Source organism: Streptomyces vulcanius, from assembly GCF_042653945.1.
GTDB lineage: Bacteria > Actinomycetota > Actinomycetes > Streptomycetales > Streptomycetaceae > Streptomyces > Streptomyces mangrovi.
This window is the reverse complement of record NZ_JBHSFK010000028.1, coordinates 104541-121365: the sequence shown is the minus strand read 5'-3', so window position 1 is coordinate 121365 and position 16825 is coordinate 104541. Positions and strand designations below refer to the sequence as shown.

At 73.6% G+C, this 16825-nt stretch carries 13 protein-coding genes; 9 read left to right on the top strand and 4 right to left on the bottom strand.

The features are described from left to right. Positions 1 to 60 precede the first annotated feature (60 nt). The 3 genes from ACFPIH_RS35595 to ACFPIH_RS35585 all read left to right on the top strand — a co-directional run bounded on the left by ACFPIH_RS35595 (position 61) and on the right by ACFPIH_RS35585 (position 3488). A complete protein-coding gene (locus ACFPIH_RS35595) occupies positions 61 to 1221 on the top strand; it encodes a sensor histidine kinase (RefSeq protein ID WP_381181567.1) in 1161 nt (386 codons plus the stop codon). 14 nt (positions 1222 to 1235) lie between these two features. Then, entirely contained in the window at positions 1236 to 1898 is a 663-nt protein-coding gene (locus ACFPIH_RS35590) for a response regulator transcription factor (RefSeq protein WP_381181569.1), read from the top strand. A gap of 432 nt (positions 1899 to 2330) precedes the next feature. Beyond that, a complete protein-coding gene (locus ACFPIH_RS35585; RefSeq protein WP_381181571.1) occupies positions 2331 to 3488 on the top strand; it encodes an ROK family transcriptional regulator in 1158 nt (385 codons plus the stop codon). Between the two features lie 82 nt (positions 3489 to 3570). Here the strand turns inward: ACFPIH_RS35585 and ACFPIH_RS35580 are convergent, their stop codons facing one another. Further along, positions 3571 to 4335: a GntR family transcriptional regulator gene (locus ACFPIH_RS35580; RefSeq protein ID WP_381181573.1), complete on the bottom strand. Its 765-nt coding sequence runs from the start codon at positions 4333 to 4335 to the stop codon at positions 3571 to 3573. Positions 4336 to 4644: 309 nt separating this feature from the next. On the opposite strand from ACFPIH_RS35580, the gene ACFPIH_RS35575 reads away from it, so the two are divergent. The 5 genes from ACFPIH_RS35575 to ACFPIH_RS35555 all read left to right on the top strand — a co-directional run bounded on the left by ACFPIH_RS35575 (position 4645) and on the right by ACFPIH_RS35555 (position 11607). Next, positions 4645 to 5292, top strand: a complete 648-nt coding sequence (locus ACFPIH_RS35575; RefSeq protein WP_381181575.1) for an NADPH-dependent F420 reductase — start codon at positions 4645 to 4647, stop codon at positions 5290 to 5292. Positions 5293 to 5385: 93 nt separating this feature from the next. After that, complete coding sequence (locus tag ACFPIH_RS35570) at positions 5386 to 6216, top strand: alpha/beta fold hydrolase (RefSeq protein WP_381181577.1); 831 nt, start codon at positions 5386 to 5388, stop codon at positions 6214 to 6216. A gap of 549 nt (positions 6217 to 6765) precedes the next feature. Then, positions 6766 to 8352 carry an alkaline phosphatase D family protein gene (locus ACFPIH_RS35565; protein WP_381181579.1) on the top strand — a complete coding sequence of 529 codons (1587 nt, stop codon included), beginning with the start codon at positions 6766 to 6768 and terminating at the stop codon, positions 8350 to 8352. A 120-nt stretch (positions 8353 to 8472) separates the two neighbouring features. Continuing rightward, the gene (locus tag ACFPIH_RS35560; protein WP_381181581.1) at positions 8473 to 9762 is read left to right on the top strand and encodes a GNAT family N-acetyltransferase; all 1290 of its coding nucleotides are present in this window, start codon (positions 8473 to 8475) and stop codon (positions 9760 to 9762) included. Between the two features lie 153 nt (positions 9763 to 9915). Next, the gene (locus tag ACFPIH_RS35555; protein ID WP_381181583.1) at positions 9916 to 11607 is read left to right on the top strand and encodes a DUF885 domain-containing protein; all 1692 of its coding nucleotides are present in this window, start codon (positions 9916 to 9918) and stop codon (positions 11605 to 11607) included. Positions 11608 to 11626: 19 nt separating this feature from the next. Here the strand turns inward: ACFPIH_RS35555 and ACFPIH_RS35550 are convergent, their stop codons facing one another. Next, positions 11627 to 12070 carry a rhodanese-like domain-containing protein gene (locus ACFPIH_RS35550; protein ID WP_381181585.1) on the bottom strand — a complete coding sequence of 148 codons (444 nt, stop codon included), beginning with the start codon at positions 12068 to 12070 and terminating at the stop codon, positions 11627 to 11629. A gap of 122 nt (positions 12071 to 12192) precedes the next feature. Here ACFPIH_RS35550 and ACFPIH_RS35545 point away from each other — a divergent pair, with 122 nt between their 5' ends. Then, positions 12193 to 12639 (top strand): Lrp/AsnC family transcriptional regulator, encoded by a 447-nt coding sequence (locus ACFPIH_RS35545; protein WP_381181587.1) that lies wholly within the window; start codon positions 12193 to 12195, stop codon positions 12637 to 12639. On the opposite strand, the gene ACFPIH_RS35540 is transcribed toward ACFPIH_RS35545, so the two are convergent. Together ACFPIH_RS35540 and ACFPIH_RS35535 are read right to left on the bottom strand one after the other, a co-directional pair. Then, on the bottom strand, positions 12600 to 15626 hold the full coding sequence (locus ACFPIH_RS35540; protein ID WP_381181589.1) for an AAA family ATPase: 3027 nt from the start codon (positions 15624 to 15626) through the stop codon (positions 12600 to 12602). The two genes, ACFPIH_RS35545 and ACFPIH_RS35540, sit on opposite strands and share 40 nt — an antisense overlap. Beyond that, the gene (locus tag ACFPIH_RS35535) at positions 15623 to 16786 is read right to left on the bottom strand and encodes an exonuclease SbcCD subunit D (protein WP_381181591.1); all 1164 of its coding nucleotides are present in this window, start codon (positions 16784 to 16786) and stop codon (positions 15623 to 15625) included. Before ACFPIH_RS35535 ends, ACFPIH_RS35540 begins: the two co-directional genes overlap by 4 nt. Positions 16787 to 16825: the final 39 nt, after the last annotated feature.

The window sequence follows — 16825 nt, the reverse complement described above, 5'->3', positions numbered from 1 at the left end:
AGGGTGTCTCCCCCGCTCGGGGGAGGTCCGTTGTCAGTGGGGCCTGGCAGGCTTGTCCGCATGGGCCGCTTGCTGCGCCCGCTGCTGCGGGGGACGACGTACACACGACTGCTGCACCTGTGGGTGCCGATGCTCGTCGTGAGCGTGTGGATGTTCATCGATCCGTCGCGTCCGTGGGTGCCGGCGCTACTGCTCGTGCCGGTCGGGTTGATTCCCGCCGTGCGGGTGGGCGAGGGGGTGCAGGCCCGGCTGCTGCTTCTGCCCGGGGTGGCCGACCCCGGCTTCTCGGTGGCGCCTGCGGCGACCTGGCGGGACCGCGCGCGGACAGTGGTGTGGCTGGAGGCCCGGATGGCTCTGGGCGCGGCGGCGATGTTCGCGTGCGTGTGGCTGCCCGCTGTCGCGTACGACCTGGCCGTCGGCGCGGGCGGGCAGTCGACGGGGGGAATATCCGTCTTCTCGGAGACGGTGCCGCGGTGGTGGTTCGCCCTGCTCGTGCCGGTTCCGCTGCTCGCGCTCTACGGCGTCGTCGTCGGCCTCGGTGAGCTGGTGACCGGTGTCGCCCGCAGGCTGCTCGGCCCGTCGGCGGCCGAGCGGCTGGCCGCGTTGGAGGAGCGGACGGAGCAGTTGCTGGAGCGCAACCGGATCGCCCGCGAGCTGCACGACTCGATCGGGCACGCGCTGACGGTGGCGGTGGTGCAGGCGGGCGCGGCGCGGGCGGCCGGCGATCCGGAGTTCACCGACCGGGCCCTGGCTGCCATCGAGGACACCGGCCGGTCGGCGCTCGCGGATCTGGAGCGGGTGCTCGGTGTACTGCGGGAGGCGGAGCGGCCGGTGAGCGGGAGACCGACGCTCGCCGAGGCCGACCGGCTGCTGGAGTCCGCTCGGGCGTCCGGCGCGAAGGTCGACGCGGAGGTCACAGGCCCGCTGGAGACGGTGCCGGGGCCGGTGTCCCGGGAGGGGTACCGCATTCTCCAGGAGGCGCTGACCAATGTGCTGCGGCACGCGGGGGCCGTGCCGGTCAGGGTGCGGGTCGGGGTCGTTCCGGACGAGGGGCTGCTGCGCCTGGAGGTGCGCAATCCGCTGACCGCCCGGATACCCGGCCCCGGGCGGGGCAACGGGCTGCGCGGCATACGCGAGCGGGCCGCGCTGCTCGGCGGGCGGGCCTCGACCGGGCCGGACGCGGGCGACTGGCAGGTGCGGGCCGAGCTGCCGATGCGTTGATCTAGGCTGGCCGGATGCCGGTCACCGTACTGCTGGTCGACGACGAACCCCTGGTCCGCGCGGGTCTGCGGGCCGTGTTGGAGGCGCAGCCCGACATCGAGGTCGTCGGGGAGGCGGCGGACGGGGCGGCGGTGATCCCGTTGGTGCGGCAGCTGCGGCCCGACGTGGTCGCCATGGACGTACGGATGCCGTTGATGGACGGCATCGAGGCCACGCGTGCGGTGCTGCGGACGGTGGACGGGCCGCCGAAGATCCTGGTCGTGACCACCTTCGAGAACGACGAGTACGTGTACGAGGCGCTGCGCGCGGGTGCGGACGGGTTCCTGCTGAAGCGGGCCCGGCCCGCCGAGATCGTGCACGCGGTGCGGCTGGTCGCCGAGGGAGAGTCGCTGCTGTTCCCGGCGTCGGTGCGGCGGCTGGCCGCCGAGTACGGCGACGCGGGCGGCAATCGGGCCGCCCGGGACACGCTGGAGCGGGCCCGGCTGACCGAGCGGGAGGCGGAGGTGCTGCGGCTGATGGCGCGGGGGCTGTCCAACGCGGAGATCGCGGCGCGACTGGTGGTGGGGACGGAGACGGTCAAGTCCCATGTCAGCGCGGTGCTGGCGAAACTCGGCGCGCGGGACCGCACCCAGGCGGTGATCACGGCGTACGAGTCGGGGTTCGTGGCACCGGGGTGAGACACCCGGTGCGGGTACGGCTGACGGCCGGATGGCGTGCCGACGACGCCGGGGCCCCGCGCCGGCGTCGGTCGGGGCCCTTGCCGACGGCGGTCGGGGCCCGTGGTGGCGGCAGTCGGCGCGCGTGCCGTGGCGGTCGGCGCGCGTGCCGTGGCGGTCGGCGCGCGTGCCGTGGCGGTCGGCGCGCGTGCCGACGCCAGCCAGCCAGCACCGTGCCGTGGCGGCGGAGCCCGCACCGGCCGTGGCCGGGCTCGCACCGGCCGTGGCCGGGCTCGCACCGCCGGCCGGGGCGCGTGGTGGCGGTGGGCGGCTGGGGTGGGGGGTGGGCGGCTTGGGTGGGGGTGTCGTACACCGGTACGGAATCGTCACTCGCCGGGTGCCTCCCGCCGAGTACGATCCGCCCAACACGCGCACGAGCTGGGAGGACGGACGTTGGGGCAGCTGACCGGCGGGGATCCCTCGCTGCTGCGAAGGATCAACTCCGCGGTGGTGCTGCACGCGCTGCGTGCCGCCGACTGCGCGACGCTCACGGAGATCACCCGGGTGACGGGGCTGTCCCGGCCGACCGTCGAAGGGGTGGTGGAGGATCTCATCTCGGCCGGGCTCGTGGTCGAGGTGGCCGCCGACGAGAGTGCCGCGCGGCGCCAGGGGCGTCCGGCGCGGCGGTTCCGGTTCCGGGCGGAGGCCGGGCATCTGCTGGGTGTGGAGATCGGCTCGCACGGGGTGGCGGTGCTGCTGGCCGACCTGGACGGGCGGGTACTGGGCTCGCAGGTCAAGGACGTCGACGAGACGGCCTCGGCGGACGAGCGGCTGGAGCGGCTGCGCACCGCCGTCGCCGAGCTGCTGCGCCGGGCCGGCGTGCCGCGCAGTTCCCTGCGGGCGGTGGGCGTCGCCACGCCCGGGATCGTCGAGGCGGACGGGACGATACGGCTGGGTACGGCGCTGCCCGAGTGGACGGGACTGCGGCTGGGCGAGCGGCTGAGCCGCTCCTTCAAGTGCCCGGTGCTGGTGGAGAACGACGCGAACGCGGCGGCCGTGGCCGAGCACTGGAAGGGCGCGGCCACCGAGTCGGACGACATGGTGTTCGTACTGGCCGGGCTGAGCCCGGGGGCCGGGTCGCTGATCGGCGGGCGGCTGCACCGGGGGTACGGCGGGGCGGCCGGCGAGATCGGCGCGCTGCATCTGCTGGGCCGGGGTGTGACCCCGGAAAGGCTGCTGTCCACGACCGACAAACCGCTGCACCCGCTGGACGAGCCGGCGGTGGCCAAGGTGTTCACGCAGGCCCGCGAGGGCGACCAGCGGGCGCGCGCCGCGGTGGACCGGTTCCTCCAGCGGCTGGTCCACGACGTGGCCGCGCTGGTGCTGGCCCTCGACCCGGAACTCGTCGTGATCGGCGGCTGGGCGGCCGGGATCGACGGCGTACTGGAGCCGCTGCGGCGGGAGTTGGCGCGCTACTGCCTGCGGCCGCCGAAGGTGGCGCTGTCGCTGCTGGGCGAGGCGGCGGTGGCAACGGGGGCGCTGCGGCTGGCTCTTGACCATGTGGAAGAGCAACTGTTCGCGGTGGAGGGCACAGTGACGGCCCGTCGGTGACCGCCCCGTTTCGGTGACGGGCGCCGCCGCCGGTGACGAGGTGTCACCGGCGGCGGCGTCGGACGTCGGAGTTCGTACGGGTTCAGGAAGCCCGTCGCTCCGGACCGTGGTGTATTTCCACGCCGCCCGCCGCGCCGAACGTCAGGCGGCACGTGTCAGCGCGATACGTGGCCACCGAGAGCGCGGCCGTGCGGCCCTCCGCGAAGAAGCGGGTGGTGACGACGAGGACGGGGGCGCCGGGGAGCCGGTCGAGCTCCTTGGCGTCGTCCGCGCGGGCCGAGCCGAGCTCCACGGCCCGGTCCTGGCCCTCCAGTTCCAGGCGCTGCAGCTCGCGCAGCACCGCACGCGCGCGTGCCGCCTCGGACGGGGCGTCGATCGCGGTCAGGTCGGGCACCGACGACTGCGGTACGTAGAGCAGTTCCGCGGCGACCGGCTGACCGTGCGAGACGCGGGAGCGGCGCACGGTGTACACGGCGTGTCCGCGCGGGATCACCAGGGCGGTGGCGACGGCCGCGGGCGGCACCGCGAGGGTGCAGTCGACGCTCTGCCAGGAGTCGTCCCCGCCGCCGCCCGGCCAGGCCTGCCCGTCGGCGCCGACGGCGACGCCCATGCGGGGCGGCGCGACGGTCGTACCGACCCCGCGCCGGCGATGCAGCCGGCCCTCCAGCTCCAGCTGCTCCAGTGCCTGACGGAGCGTCGCCCGGGCGACACCGAAGCGGGCTGCCAGATCGCGCTCGTTGGGCAGGATCTCCCCCACCGCGAACTCGGAGTCCAATGCCTCACTGAGCACGGTCCTTAGATGCCAGTACTTCGGTTCCGGTACCGCTTCCAGCTGCTGGGTCCCCACCCTGTCCTCCGCAATCGCCGTGGTCCTGCGGCGTTTTCGCGCCCTTGTTTATTAAAGGTTGTTGCACTTATCTGCGACCATAAGGCGGCCCCCACCCTTGGTCAATACCAATCCTCGTTCCCTCGGACGGCCGATGGGCACGCGGAGAGAAAGCGTTCACTACGCGTTCGTACTGGGCCGTTTTCGTGACGCTCCGGCAACGTTCCCGTCGTGGGAGGGGGAGAAGTGACGCCGGGCGGAAGCCGGGGTGCCGGTGCAGAATGATCCTCGACGGGCTGACGGACCGACGGACCGGCAACGGAGGTCGCCATGCGTTACGCGGTGCTGGGCACGGGGGTGGTCGGTCGCACCCTGGGCGGAAAGCTGGTGGAACTCGGTCACGAGGTGACCTTGGGCTCGCGCACCGCCGACAACCCGGCGGCCCTGGCGTGGGCGGCGGACACGGGCGGGGGCACCGGCACGTTCGCGACGGCGGCCGGATCCGCCGAGGTGGTGGTGAACGCGGTGGGCGGACAGGTGGCGCTCGCCGCGCTGTCGGCGGCCGGGGCGGACAACCTCGACGGCAAGGTCGTGGTCGACGTGTCCAATCCGCTGGCGTTCGAGGACGGCGAGGCACGGCTGTCGCCCGTGGAGTCGGACAGCGTCGGCGAGCAGATCCAGCGGGCGTTCCCGCACGCGCGTGTGGTGAAGACGCTGAACACCGTCAACTGCGAGGTGATGGTGGATCCGGCGCGGGTGCCGGGCGGGCACCAGGTCTTCGTGTGCGGGGCGGATGCCGGGGCCAAGGAGCAGGTCACCGCGCTGCTCGGCGAGTTCGGCTGGCCCGCGGAGCGGGTGCTGGACCTCGGCGGCATCCGGGCGTCGCGGAGCGTGGAGATGTGGCTGCCGCTGTGGCTGAACCTCATGCGCCGCTTCGGGCACGCGGAGTTCAACCTGGAACTGCGCAGCGCACGCTGATACCCCCGATCGAAGCACGGGGCTACCCGCCAGTAGCAATTGCTGACAAGATGTCTACGGCGTTCGACGGCCGTCCAGACGAGGAGCTTTCCCATGCCAGCCACCGTCTCGTTCCCGGTCCCCACCCCGAGTGGGCCGCAGTCCGTCACCGTGTCCTACGCGCGCGTGGGCAGCGGCGAACCGCTGCTCCTGCTGCACGGCATCGGCCACCACCGGCAGGCCTGGGACCCGGTGGTGGACATCCTCGCCACCGAGCGCGACGTGATCGCCGTGGACCTCCCCGGCTTCGGCGTCTCCCCCGCCCTGCCGGACGGGCTCGCCTACGACCTGCCCACCACGACGACCGTGTTCGCCTCCTTCTGCGAGGCCCTGGGGCTCGAACGTCCGCACGTGGCGGGCAACTCCCTCGGCGGGCTGCTGGCCCTGGAACTCGGCAGGGAGAAGCTCGTACGGTCCGTCACCGCGCTGTCCCCCGCCGGGTTCTGGTCGGAGGCCGAGCGGCGGTACGCGTTCGGCGTCCTGCTGACGATGCGGCACATCTCCCGCCGTATGCCGCTGCCGCTCGTCGAACGGCTGGCCCGCACCTCGGCCGGCCGTACCGCGCTCACCAGCACCATCTACGCCCGTCCGGGCCGCCGCACGCCCGAGGCCGTGGTCGCCGAGACCCTCGCGCTCGCCCAGGCCACCGGTTTCGACCAGACCCTGCGGGCCGGCACGACCATCCAGTTCACCGAGGACATCCCCGGCATCCCCGTCACCGTCGGCTGGGGCACCCGCGACTGGCTCCTCGTGCGCCGCCAGGGCATCCGCGCCAAGCAGATCATCCCCGCCGCCCGCCTCGTCCGACTCCCCGGCTGCGGCCACTGCCCGATGAACGACGACCCGGCCCTGGTCGCCCGAGTACTCCTCGACGGCAGCCGCTGAGCCGTCCGGGCGATCCCGGAAACGAAACCGTCACCGGTACACACACCTGACAACCGTCGGCTGCGGCCCCACGGCTCGGGCAGCTCACCCCCCAGAAGCAATGCCGCAGGCGAGAGGCCCCGGGGCCGCTCACCCCCAGGAAGCCATAGCGCATACGGCAGAACTCGGGCCGCTCACACCCAGCAAAGGGTGCCGCACACAGCAAGCCTCGGGCTGCTCACCCCCAGGAAGCGGCGCCGCATACCGCAAGGCTCGAAACGCCCCGCAACGGGGAGGCTGCGCCCCCGACGGCACGGCCCGTCACCGGCGACGCCTTGCGGGGTCTCCGCGCCGGGTGCCCCGCGCCGGGTACGCCGCCCGAGACAACACCCCCGACCCGACCGCGTACGGGGCCCACAGCCATGCCTGAGGGAACCCGCCGCGCGTCCCCGCGCGGCGGGTTCCCTTCTGGGCGGCGGCAGTTGTTCACTCGTGGTTTCCGTGTGCGCTGCGGTGCCCCCGTAGTTGTGGCTGTGCACACCGGCCGCTTCACGCCTCTGGAGGCCCCCCATGTCACACCGTCCGCTCCCCGGGCGCCGCAGCGTTCTGCGCGGTTCGCTCGCCGCGTCCGCCGCTCTGACCCTGCCGGTCGCGGCCGGCGCCGCGCCCGCGCTGGCGCTTTCCGGGCGGCCCCGCGCCGACTGGGGCGTGCAGACGGGAGACGTGACGTCCGGCTCCGGGCTGGTGTGGGTGCGTTCGGACCGCCCGGCGCGGATGGTCGTCGAGACCGCCGCCACGGAGTCGTTCCGCCATGCGCGCCGCTGGTACGGGCCGCTGCTCGGCTCGGGCACCGACTTCACCGGCACCACCCGGCTGCACGGGCTGCCGGCCGGCGAGCAGATCCACTACCGCGTGCTGCTGGCCGACCCGGACGACCCGCGTCGTACCGGAAAACCCGTGGAGGGCACCTTCCGCACGGTGCCGACGGGCCGCCGGCGCGACGTGCGCTTCCTGTGGTCCGGTGACCTCGCGGGCCAGGGCTGGGGCATCAACCCCGACCTCGGCGGCTACCGCATCTACGACGCGATGTCCAGGCTCGACCCCGACTTCTTCCTCTGCAGCGGCGACAACATCTACGCCGACGGCCCGATCACCGCGACCCAGGCACTGCCCGACGGCACCCTCTGGCGGAACGTCACCACCGAGGAGAAGTCCAAGGTGGCCGAGACCCTCGCGGAGTTCCGCGGCAACTTCCGCTACAACCTGCTCGACGACAACCTGCGCCGCTTCAACGCCCAGGTGCCGTCGATCATCCAGTGGGACGACCACGAGGTCCGCAACAACTGGTACCCGGGGGAAGTGATCACGGACTCCGATCCCCGGTACACCGAGAAGAGCGTCGACGTGCTCGCGGTCCGCGCCCGGCGGGCGTTCAGCGAGTACTTCCCGATCTCGACGCTGCGGCCGGGCGCCAAGGACGGCCGTGTCCACCGGGTCATGCGGCACGGCCCGCTGCTCGACGTGTTCGTCCTGGACATGCGGACGTACCGCAACGCCAACTCCCCCGACGACCAGACCGTGGACCCGCAGGGCATCCTCGGCCGTGAGCAGCTGGAGTGGCTCAAGCGGGAGCTGGCGCGCTCGCGGGCGGTGTGGAAGGTGATCGCCTCCGACATGCCGATCGGGCTCGTCGTGCCGGACGCCACCGAGGGCAGGCCGAACATCGAGGCCGTCGCGCAGGGCGACCCGGGCGCGCCGCTCGGCCGTGAGCTGCAGATCGCGGAGCTGCTCCGGTTCGTCAAGCACCGGCGGATCACCGGCACGGTGTGGCTGACGGCCGACGTGCACCACACCTCGGCGCAGCACTACCAGCCCTCGCGGGCCGCGTTCACCGACTTCGAGCCGTTCTGGGAGTTCGTCTCCGGTCCGCTGAACGCGGGCGCCTTCCCGGCGAGCGCGCTCGACAACACCTTCGGCCCGGAGCGGGTGTTCGTGAAGGCGCCGACCGCGTCCAACGTCTCGCCCGCCGGTGGCTACCAGTTCTTCGGCGAGGTCGACATCGACGGCCACAGCGGGGAGCTCACGGTCCGGCTGCGCGAGCAGGACGGCACGGTGCTCTTCACCCAGGTGCTCCAGCCGGGCAAAGTCGGGCAGTAATCGGTCAGTAAGGGTAGGGCAGTAGTCGTAGAACGATTAACAAAACGGGCATTCGCGGCCTTTACCCGTCAGTCACAGGCTGTTCGTGATCACGCAACACCGTTCCTTCACAGTGGCCGCATGACTCGAAACATGGCTGACGGAAAAGCTGGCGGAAAAGCTGACGAAAGAGGCGCCGACGGGAAGATCTCCGCGCTCCTCAGGGCCGTCCGGTGGCCACGCCGCCACGAGGACCCGCCGCCCACGAGTGATACCGGTGCCCGGCCGTCCTCCTCGGAGGAGCAGGCCGGGCCGTCGGTCGGTGTGGGTGAGGAGAGCACCCTGTGGCGGATGCGGACCACCGTCAAGGACGCCCCCGGGTCCCTGGCCGCGCTGTGCGTGGCCCTGGCCGGGCACCGGGTGGACATCCTGAGCCTCCAGACGCACCCGCTGGGTGTGGACACGGTGGACGAGTTCCTGCTGCGCGCCCCGGCGCCCCTCGCGGCGGCCGACATCGCCCAGGCCGTGTCCGACGCGGGCGGCACCGGCACCTGGATCGAGCGGGCGGACGCCCACGACCTGGTGGACGCGCCGACCCGGGTACTCGGCCTCGCCACCCGCACCGCCCTCGACGCCGCCGAACTGCCGCTCACTCTGCGGCAGTTGCTCGGCCGGTGCACGATCCGCTCGCTGCCCGCAACGCCCGCGAACAGCCGGCGCGAGGGCAGCGTGCCGGTCGAGGGCGTGCTGGAGGACACCGTGATGCGCCTGCGGGCGCCGGAAGGCGGAGTGATCACCGTGGAGCGGCCGTATCTGCCGTTCACCCCGACCGAGTTCGCACGCGCGCGTGCCCTGGTGGAACTGGACGCCCGGCTCGGCCCCCGCGTCCCGCGCGGCCAGGACGTGCTGACGCTGCCCGAGGGCAACGACATCACCGTACGACGGGCCGACACCGGTGACCTGGAGGCGGCCAGGGCGATGCACGAGCGGTGCTCGACGCGCACTCTCGGGCTGCGGTACCACGGGCCGGTCGGCGACGCGGACCGCTACCTCAACCATCTGCTCAGCCCCCGCTTCGGCCGCACCCTCGCCGTGCAGACGCCGTCCGGGCGCATCGTCGGCCTCGGCCATCTGCTCTGGGACGGCGACGAGACGGAGGTCGCGCTGCTCGTCGAGGACCAGTGGCAGCGGCGCGGCATAGGCGCCGAACTCCTCGGCCGGCTGGTCGCGATGGCCGTCGAGGCGGGGTGCGCGAGCGTGTACGCCGTGACGCAGTCCGCCAACACCGGGATGGTCGCCGCGATGCGCGGCCTGGGCCTGCCCCTCGACTACCAGATCGAGGAGGGAACCCTCGTGATCACCGCGCGCCTGGAGCAGGAGGCGGCGGAAGAGGTGGCCGAGCGGTACGGGGAGCGCGTCACGCGCGACTGAGGCACGGGCGCGGGCGCCTGGCGTACGAAACCGCCGGGCTCCCGCCGCCGGATCCCCACGCGGGATGCCCACGCTCAAACGCCCTTGTGACGCCCTACGCCATCAGCTCAAACGCCGTGACGTGCGCCGTCCTCTCGTACGAGGATGGTGGGCATGTCACAGACCAACAGCTCGCTTCCCCGTGAGGTCGCCGACGCCTACGTCGACGACCTCATCGCCCTCGACCCGGTGACCGGTACCTACCTAGGCGTGTCGGAGAGTTCGAGTCTGCTGCCCGACCTCTCGCCGGCGGGCCAGGAGGCCCTCGCGCAGCTCACGCGGGACACGCTGGCGAAGCTCGACGAGGCGGAGCGGCGGCCCGGCGCGGACAGTGACATCGAGCGCCGGTGCGCACGCCTGCTGCGCGAGCGCCTCACCGCGCACCTCGCCGTGCTGGAGGCTGACGAAAGCCTGCGCGCGGTCGGCAATCTGGGTATGCCCGTGCACCAGGTGCGCGAGGTGTTCACCGTGACTCCCACGCAGACCGACGCGGACTGGGCGGCGATCGCCGAGCGGCTGCGCGCGGTCCCGGCGGCCCTGGCGGGCTACCGGGAGTCCCTGGCGCTCGGTCTGGAGCGCAAGCTGTACGCGGCCCCGCGCCCGACGGCCACCTTCGTCGAGCAACTCACCGAGTGGTCGGACACGGACGGCAACGGCCGCGGCTGGTTCGAGGACTTCGCCGCCGCCGGTCCGGACGCGCTCCGCGCCGAGCTGGACGAGGCCGCCCGTACGGCGTCCGCGGCGGTCGTCGAGCTGCGGGACTGGATGCGCGACGTGTACGCGCCGACCGTGGCGGGCGCGCCGAACACCGTGGGCCGGGAGCGGTACGCCCGCTGGTCGCGCTACTACAACGGCACCGACCTCGATGTGGACGAGGCGTACGCGTACGGCTGGGCGGAGTACCACCGGCTCCTCGCGGAGATGAAGAAGGAGGCCGAGAAGATCCTCCCGGGCGCCGCGACGCCGTGGGTGGCGCTCGCCCACCTCGACGAGCACGGCAAGCACATCGAGGGCGTCGACGAGGTCCGCGACTGGCTGCAGGGCCTGATGGACCAGGCGATCGAGGCGCTGGACGGCACCCACTTCGAACTCGCCGAGCGGGTACGGCGGGTGGAGTCCCGGATCGCCCCGGCCGGCAGCGCGGCGGCCCCGTACTACACGCCCCCGTCGGAGGACTTCTCGCGCCCTGGGCGCACCTGGCTGCCCACCATGGGCCAGACCCGGTTCCCGGTCTACGACCTCGTCTCGACCTGGTACCACGAGGGCGTCCCCGGCCATCACCTCCAGCTCGCGCAGTGGGCGCACATCGCCGGCGAACTCTCCCGCTACCAGGCCTCCGTGGGCATGGTCAGCGCCAACGCGGAGGGCTGGGCGCTGTACGCGGAGCGGCTGATGGACGAGCTGGGCTTCCTCACCGACCCCGAGCACCGGCTCGGCTATCTGGACGCCCAGATGATGCGCGCGGTCCGGGTGATCGTCGACATCGGCATGCATCTGGAGCTGGAGATCCCGGCGGACTCGCCGTTCCACCCGGGTGAGCGCTGGACCCCCGGCCTGGCGCAGGAGTTCTTCGGCTCGCACAGCAGCCGCCCGGCGGACTTCGTGGAGAGCGAGCTGACCCGCTATCTGACCATCCCCGGCCAGGCGATCGGCTACAAGCTCGGCGAACGGGCCTGGCTGCTGGGCCGCGAGAAGGCCCGCGAGCGCCACGGTGCCGCCTTCGACCTCAAGTCCTGGCACATGGCGGCCCTTTCGCAGGGTTCGCTGGGCCTGGACGACCTGGTGGAGGAGCTGGCCCAGCTCTGACGCCGGCGCAAGTCAGTGGTCAGCAGCCGCAGTTGACCGCGGCCACGGGCGCGGTCAACGGGTCGGCGGCGCGCCGGCCGCGCCCCTCCCGGGTGTCGTACGCGAAGCCCTCGCGCGCCCAGTACTCGAAGCCGCCGAGCATCTCCCTGACGCGGTAGCCGAGTTCGGCGAGCGCGAGGGCGGCGCGGGTCGCGCCGTTGCAGCCGGGTCCCCAGCAGTACGTCACCACCGGCACGTTCCGGTCCAGGAGCCGTTCGGCCCGCTCGGGGATGAGCGCGGTGGGCAGATGGACGGCGCCGGGGAGGTGGCCCTGCTCCCAGGCCTCGGCGGAGCGGGAGTCCAGGACGACGAAGCCGGGGTCGCCGTCGGCGGCCAGCGCGGCGGCCACGTCGGAGACATCGGTGTGGAAGGCGAGCGCGGCACGGAAGTGGGCGGCGGCCTCGGCGGGGGTGGCGGTGGTCATCGGGGGCCTTTCTGGCGCGGGGTCCGGTGATCAGAAACCTATGCGCGGCCGACTCTCACCTGAAGCGGCGTTCCCCGGCACAGACGTTGCTCCACCGGGGATTCCCCTGCTATTCCTCCACCATGACCGTGTATTCCCCGGACGCCACCGACTGGCGCATTCTCGAGGTCCTCCAGCGCGACGGACGGGCCAGTTTCGCCGAGCTCGCGCGGGCCGTGTCGATGTCGGCGAGCGCCGTGACCGAGCGGGTGCGGCGGCTGGAGGAGGCGGGGGTCATCCAGGGGTACGCGGCCGTCGTGGACCCCGAGCGGCTGGGGCTGTCGATCCTGGCGTTCGTGCGGTTGCGCTATCCCAACGGCAACTACAAGCCGTTCCACGACCTGGTGGCCGTCACCCCGGAGATCCTGGAGGCGCACCATGTGACGGGCGACGACTGCTTCGTGATCAAGGTCGCCGCCCGTTCGATGCGCCATCTGGAGGAGGTCTCGGGCCGGATCGGCACGCTGGGGTCGGTCACCACCAGCGTGGTCTACTCCTCACCGCTCCCCCGGCGCCCGCTCGGCCGCTGACCCCGCTGCCGGACCGTCGAACCCGACCGGCCCTTCACGACCTCCAGCTGCGCGTGGATCCGCCGCCGCAGATCGCCGACGTGGCTGACGATTCCGACGCTGCGGTCCCGTTCCCGCAGGGAGTCGAGGACGTCGAGGACCTCGTCGAGGGTCTGGTCGTCGAGGCTGCCGAACCCCTCGTCGATGAAGAGGGTGTCGAGCCGCACCCCGCCCGCCTCGTCGGTGACGACGTCGGCGAGGCCGAGGGCGAGGGCGAGCGAGGCGAAGAAGGTCTCGCCGCCGGACAGCGTCGCCGTGTCCCGCTCGCGGCCGGTCCAGGCGTCGACGACGTGCAGCCCGAGCCCGCTGCGCCCGCGCCCGGCCCGGTCGGCGGAGTGGACGAGCGTGTAGCGGCCGGAGGACATCCTCTGGAGGCGGACGGTCGCGGCGGCGGCCACCTGCTCCAGACGGGCCGCGAGGACATACGCCTCCAGGCGCATCTTGCGTTCGTTGTCGGCCGAGGTGCCCGCGGCGAGGCCCGCCAGCCGGGCCACCCGGTCGTGCTCGTCGCGCAGGGGCGCGAGCCGCCGTACGCCGTCGGACGCGCGCGTGGAGAGCGTGTCGAGCTCGGCGCAGCGGCGGACGGCCGCGTCCTCGGCCGAGCCGGCCCGGCGCAGTCGCTCGGCCGCCGCGGAGGCCGTCCGTTCGGCGGTGGCGAGGCCTGCGGGCGGCTGCCGGGCGGCGGCCACGGTGTCGGGTTCGGCGAGGACGGCACGTACGGCGGCCTCCTCGGACTGCCAGGCGTCCAGGCGGTGTTGCAGCTCGCGGTGGGCGGTGTCGTCGAGGAGGGCGTCGGCGGCGGCCTGCGGGGTGTCGAAGCCGGCCCGGTGGGCGGCCTCGTCGAGGCGTCCGTCGGCTGCCTTGAGGCGTTCGGCGCTCTCCTCGGCGGCGCGGGCGGCTTCGGCCGCGTCGGTGAGCAGTGCGGCCTGCCGCTCCAGCTGGGCGGCGCGGGCGGTCACGCTCGGCGCGGTGCCCCGGGCCCGGGTCAGCTCCTCCTCCAGCGCGGTCCGCTCGCGTTCGAGGCGCTCGCGGTGGCCCACCCGGGAGGCGGCCCCGACCTCGGCCGCGCGCCGGGCGGCCGTGCGGCGCTCGTGCTCCTGCTCGGCCTTGCGCAGCTCCTCGCGCGCGGGGTGCAGCGCGGAGGCGTCCCGGCGGGCCCGGGTGTGGTCGCGTTCGAGTTCGTCGGCCTCGGCGGCGAGCCGGTCGGTCGGTGCGTCGCCGGCCTCGGCGGTGGCGGCGGCCAGTGCCTCGCGGGCCACGCCCAGCTCGCGCTGGGCCTGGGTGTGCCGCTCCTCGGCGCGCTGGTGGTCGGCGAGGGCGGCCTCCTCCGCCTCGCGGTCGATGTGTCCGGCGTCCTTGCGGGCGGGGGCCGGGTGTTCGGTGGCGCCGCAGACGGCGCACGGCTCTCCGTCGGCGAGGGTGGCGGCCAGTTCGGCGGCGATGCCGTTCAGGCGCTGTTCCTTGAGGTCCAGCCAGTGCGCCCGCGCCGACTGCGACCGCTCGCCCGAGGCGAGGACCCGGTGCTGGGAGCCTTCGATGTCCCGGGCCAGCTGGTCGCGGAGCCGGGCGGCCGTCAGCCGCCGCTGCGCGGGTTCGCGCTGTACGGCGAGCTGCTCGGCGCGGGTGGCGGCCTCCTGGGCCGACTCGATCCGGGTCTGGAGCTCCGCGCGCGTGGCGTCCCACTCGGCGAGCCAGCCCTCGCTGTCCGCCAGCGCCTCCTCGTCGGCGCGTTCCTGCCGGTCCAGGCCGGCCCGTTCGTCGAGCAGCTCCGTGAGCCGCCGTTCGCCGCGCCGGGCCGACTCCAGGCCGCCCAGCTCCTCGGCGGCCCGGCGGGCTGCGGCGGCGAGCCCGGTGGCACCGGAGTCCGCGAACCGCTCCGGCAGCCGCGCACGCGCGTGTGCCTCGGCGGCGGACGCACGGCGGTGCTCGGCGTCGGCGGAGTCGCGCAGCTCCAGCGCCGGCGCCACCGCCTCCGCCTTGCGGGCCCGCTCCATCCGCGCCCGCGCCTCCCGGTGCGCCCCGGCCCGCTCATCGAGGCGCCCGGCCCGCTCCCGCGCCTCACCGAACCGCCGTTGCAACCGCGCGAGTTCGCGTACGTCGTCCAGCGCGCGCTCGGCGGCGCGCCGGGCGGACTCGGCGGCGAGGCGCCCGTACTCGGCGACCGTCAGCTGCTCACGGGCAGCGCTGCGGGCGAGGGCGGCGGCGGTCAGCACCGCGTCGGCCAGGCCGGGCTCGCCGGGCGTCAGCTCGGGCAGCTCCATGTCCGGCCCGGCGGCCTGCTGCATTCGCTGGGCGACGCCGATGAGCTCGGCGTCGCCCTCACGCACGCGTGCCTCGGCGTCGCGGCGCCGCTCGGCGAGCCGCTTCTCCACCTCGGCGAACCGCTGGGTGTCGAAGAGCCGGCCCAGGAGCCGTCCGCGCGCCTCGGCGTCGGCGCGCAGGAAGCGTGCGAAGTCTCCCTGGGGCAACAGCACGACCTGGCAGAACTGCTCACGGCTCATGCCGAGCAGCTGGGTGATCTCCTCGCCGATCTCCTGGTGGGAGCGGCTGAGGTCCTTCCAGACACCGGCGACGGAGTCGTACTCGCGCAGCCGGCTCTGGGCCTTGTCGACAGTGGTTCCGGGCCTGTTGCCCTTCTTGGGGCGCTCCCAGGGCGGCTGCCGGGTGATCTCCAGGCGCCGTCCCGCGACGGTGAGGTCGAGGGTGACCTCCGTACGGGTGCCGGGGGCCGCGTGGTCGCTGCGCAGGCTGAGGCCCTGGCCGCTCTGGCGGGCGCCGGGTACGGAGCCGTAGAGCGCGTAGCAGACGGCGTCCAGGACGGACGTCTTGCCCGCGCCGGTCGGCCCGTGCAGCAGGAACAGCCCGGCGGCGGACAGCTCGTCGAAGTCGACGCTCTGGGGGCCGCCGAAGGGGCCGAAGGCGGTCAGGTCGAGCCGGTGCAGCCTCACCGCGCCACCTCCCGTACCGCGTCGTCCGCGCGTACGGCGTCGAAGGCGTCCCGCAGCACGCCCTGTTCGCGCGCGTCGGGCCCCGCCCCGCGCACATGGGCCACGAAGTCCTCGGCGATCTCCTGGTCGCTGCGGTCGGCGAGGCGCCGGGCGTAGGACACGTCCGGGTCGTCGGGTGCGCGTTCGGGGGCGAAGACGAGGCTGAGGGTGTGCGGGAAGCGTTCGGTGAGCCGGGCCATGGGGTCGGCCGGGCGGACGGCGTCGGTGAGCGTGGCCTCGACCCAGGCCTCCTCGTGCCGCCCGAGAGCCGGGTCGGCGAGCAGTTCCTCCAGGGGCCCGGAGATCCTGGCGAGCGCGCGGGGCACGGGGCAGTCGATCCGCTCGGCGGTGACGGCCCCCGCCGCGTCCAGGTCGACCAGCCACATCGTCTTGCGGTGCTCGGTCTCGGAGAAGGAGTACGGCAGCGGGGAGCCGGAGTAGCGGACGCGCCCGGTGAGGGTCTGGGAGCCGTGGAGATGCCCCAGGGCCGTGTAGTCGACGCCGTCGAAGACTCCGGAGGGCACGGAGGCGACCCCGCCGACGGTGATGTCCCGCTCGCTGTCGCTGGGTTCGCCGCCGGTGACGAAGGCGTGCGCGAGGACGACGGAGCGGGTGCCCCGCGCACGCGTGGCGAGGTCGGCACGGACGCGGTCCATGGCGGCGGCGAGCACGGCCTCGTGACCGGCCTTCTCGACCCCGAACTCGTCCTTCACCAGGGCGGGTTCGAGATACGGCAGCCCGTAGAACGCGACGTCGCCGTGGGCGTCGGCGAGTACCACCGGGGTTCCTGCGGCAGCCGGGTCGGTACGCAGATGGATACCGGCCCGACCGATCAGCCCGGCTCCGACGCCGAGCCGGCGGGCCGAGTCGTGGTTGCCGGAGATCATCACCGTGGGCACGCCGAGGTCGGCGAGCCGGTGCAGGGCGTCGTCGAACAGTTCGACCGCGGCCAGCGGCGGCACGGCACGGTCGTACACGTCTCCCGACACGACCACGGCGTCGACCTCGCGCTCCCGCACGGTCGTGACGAGATGGCCGATGAACGCGGCCTGGGCGCCGAGCATGTTCACCCGGTGGAACGCCCGGCCGAGATGCCAGTCGGAAGTGTGCAGGAGCCTCATGATCCCCGAGACTAACGGCCGGGTCTGACAGCACGGGCG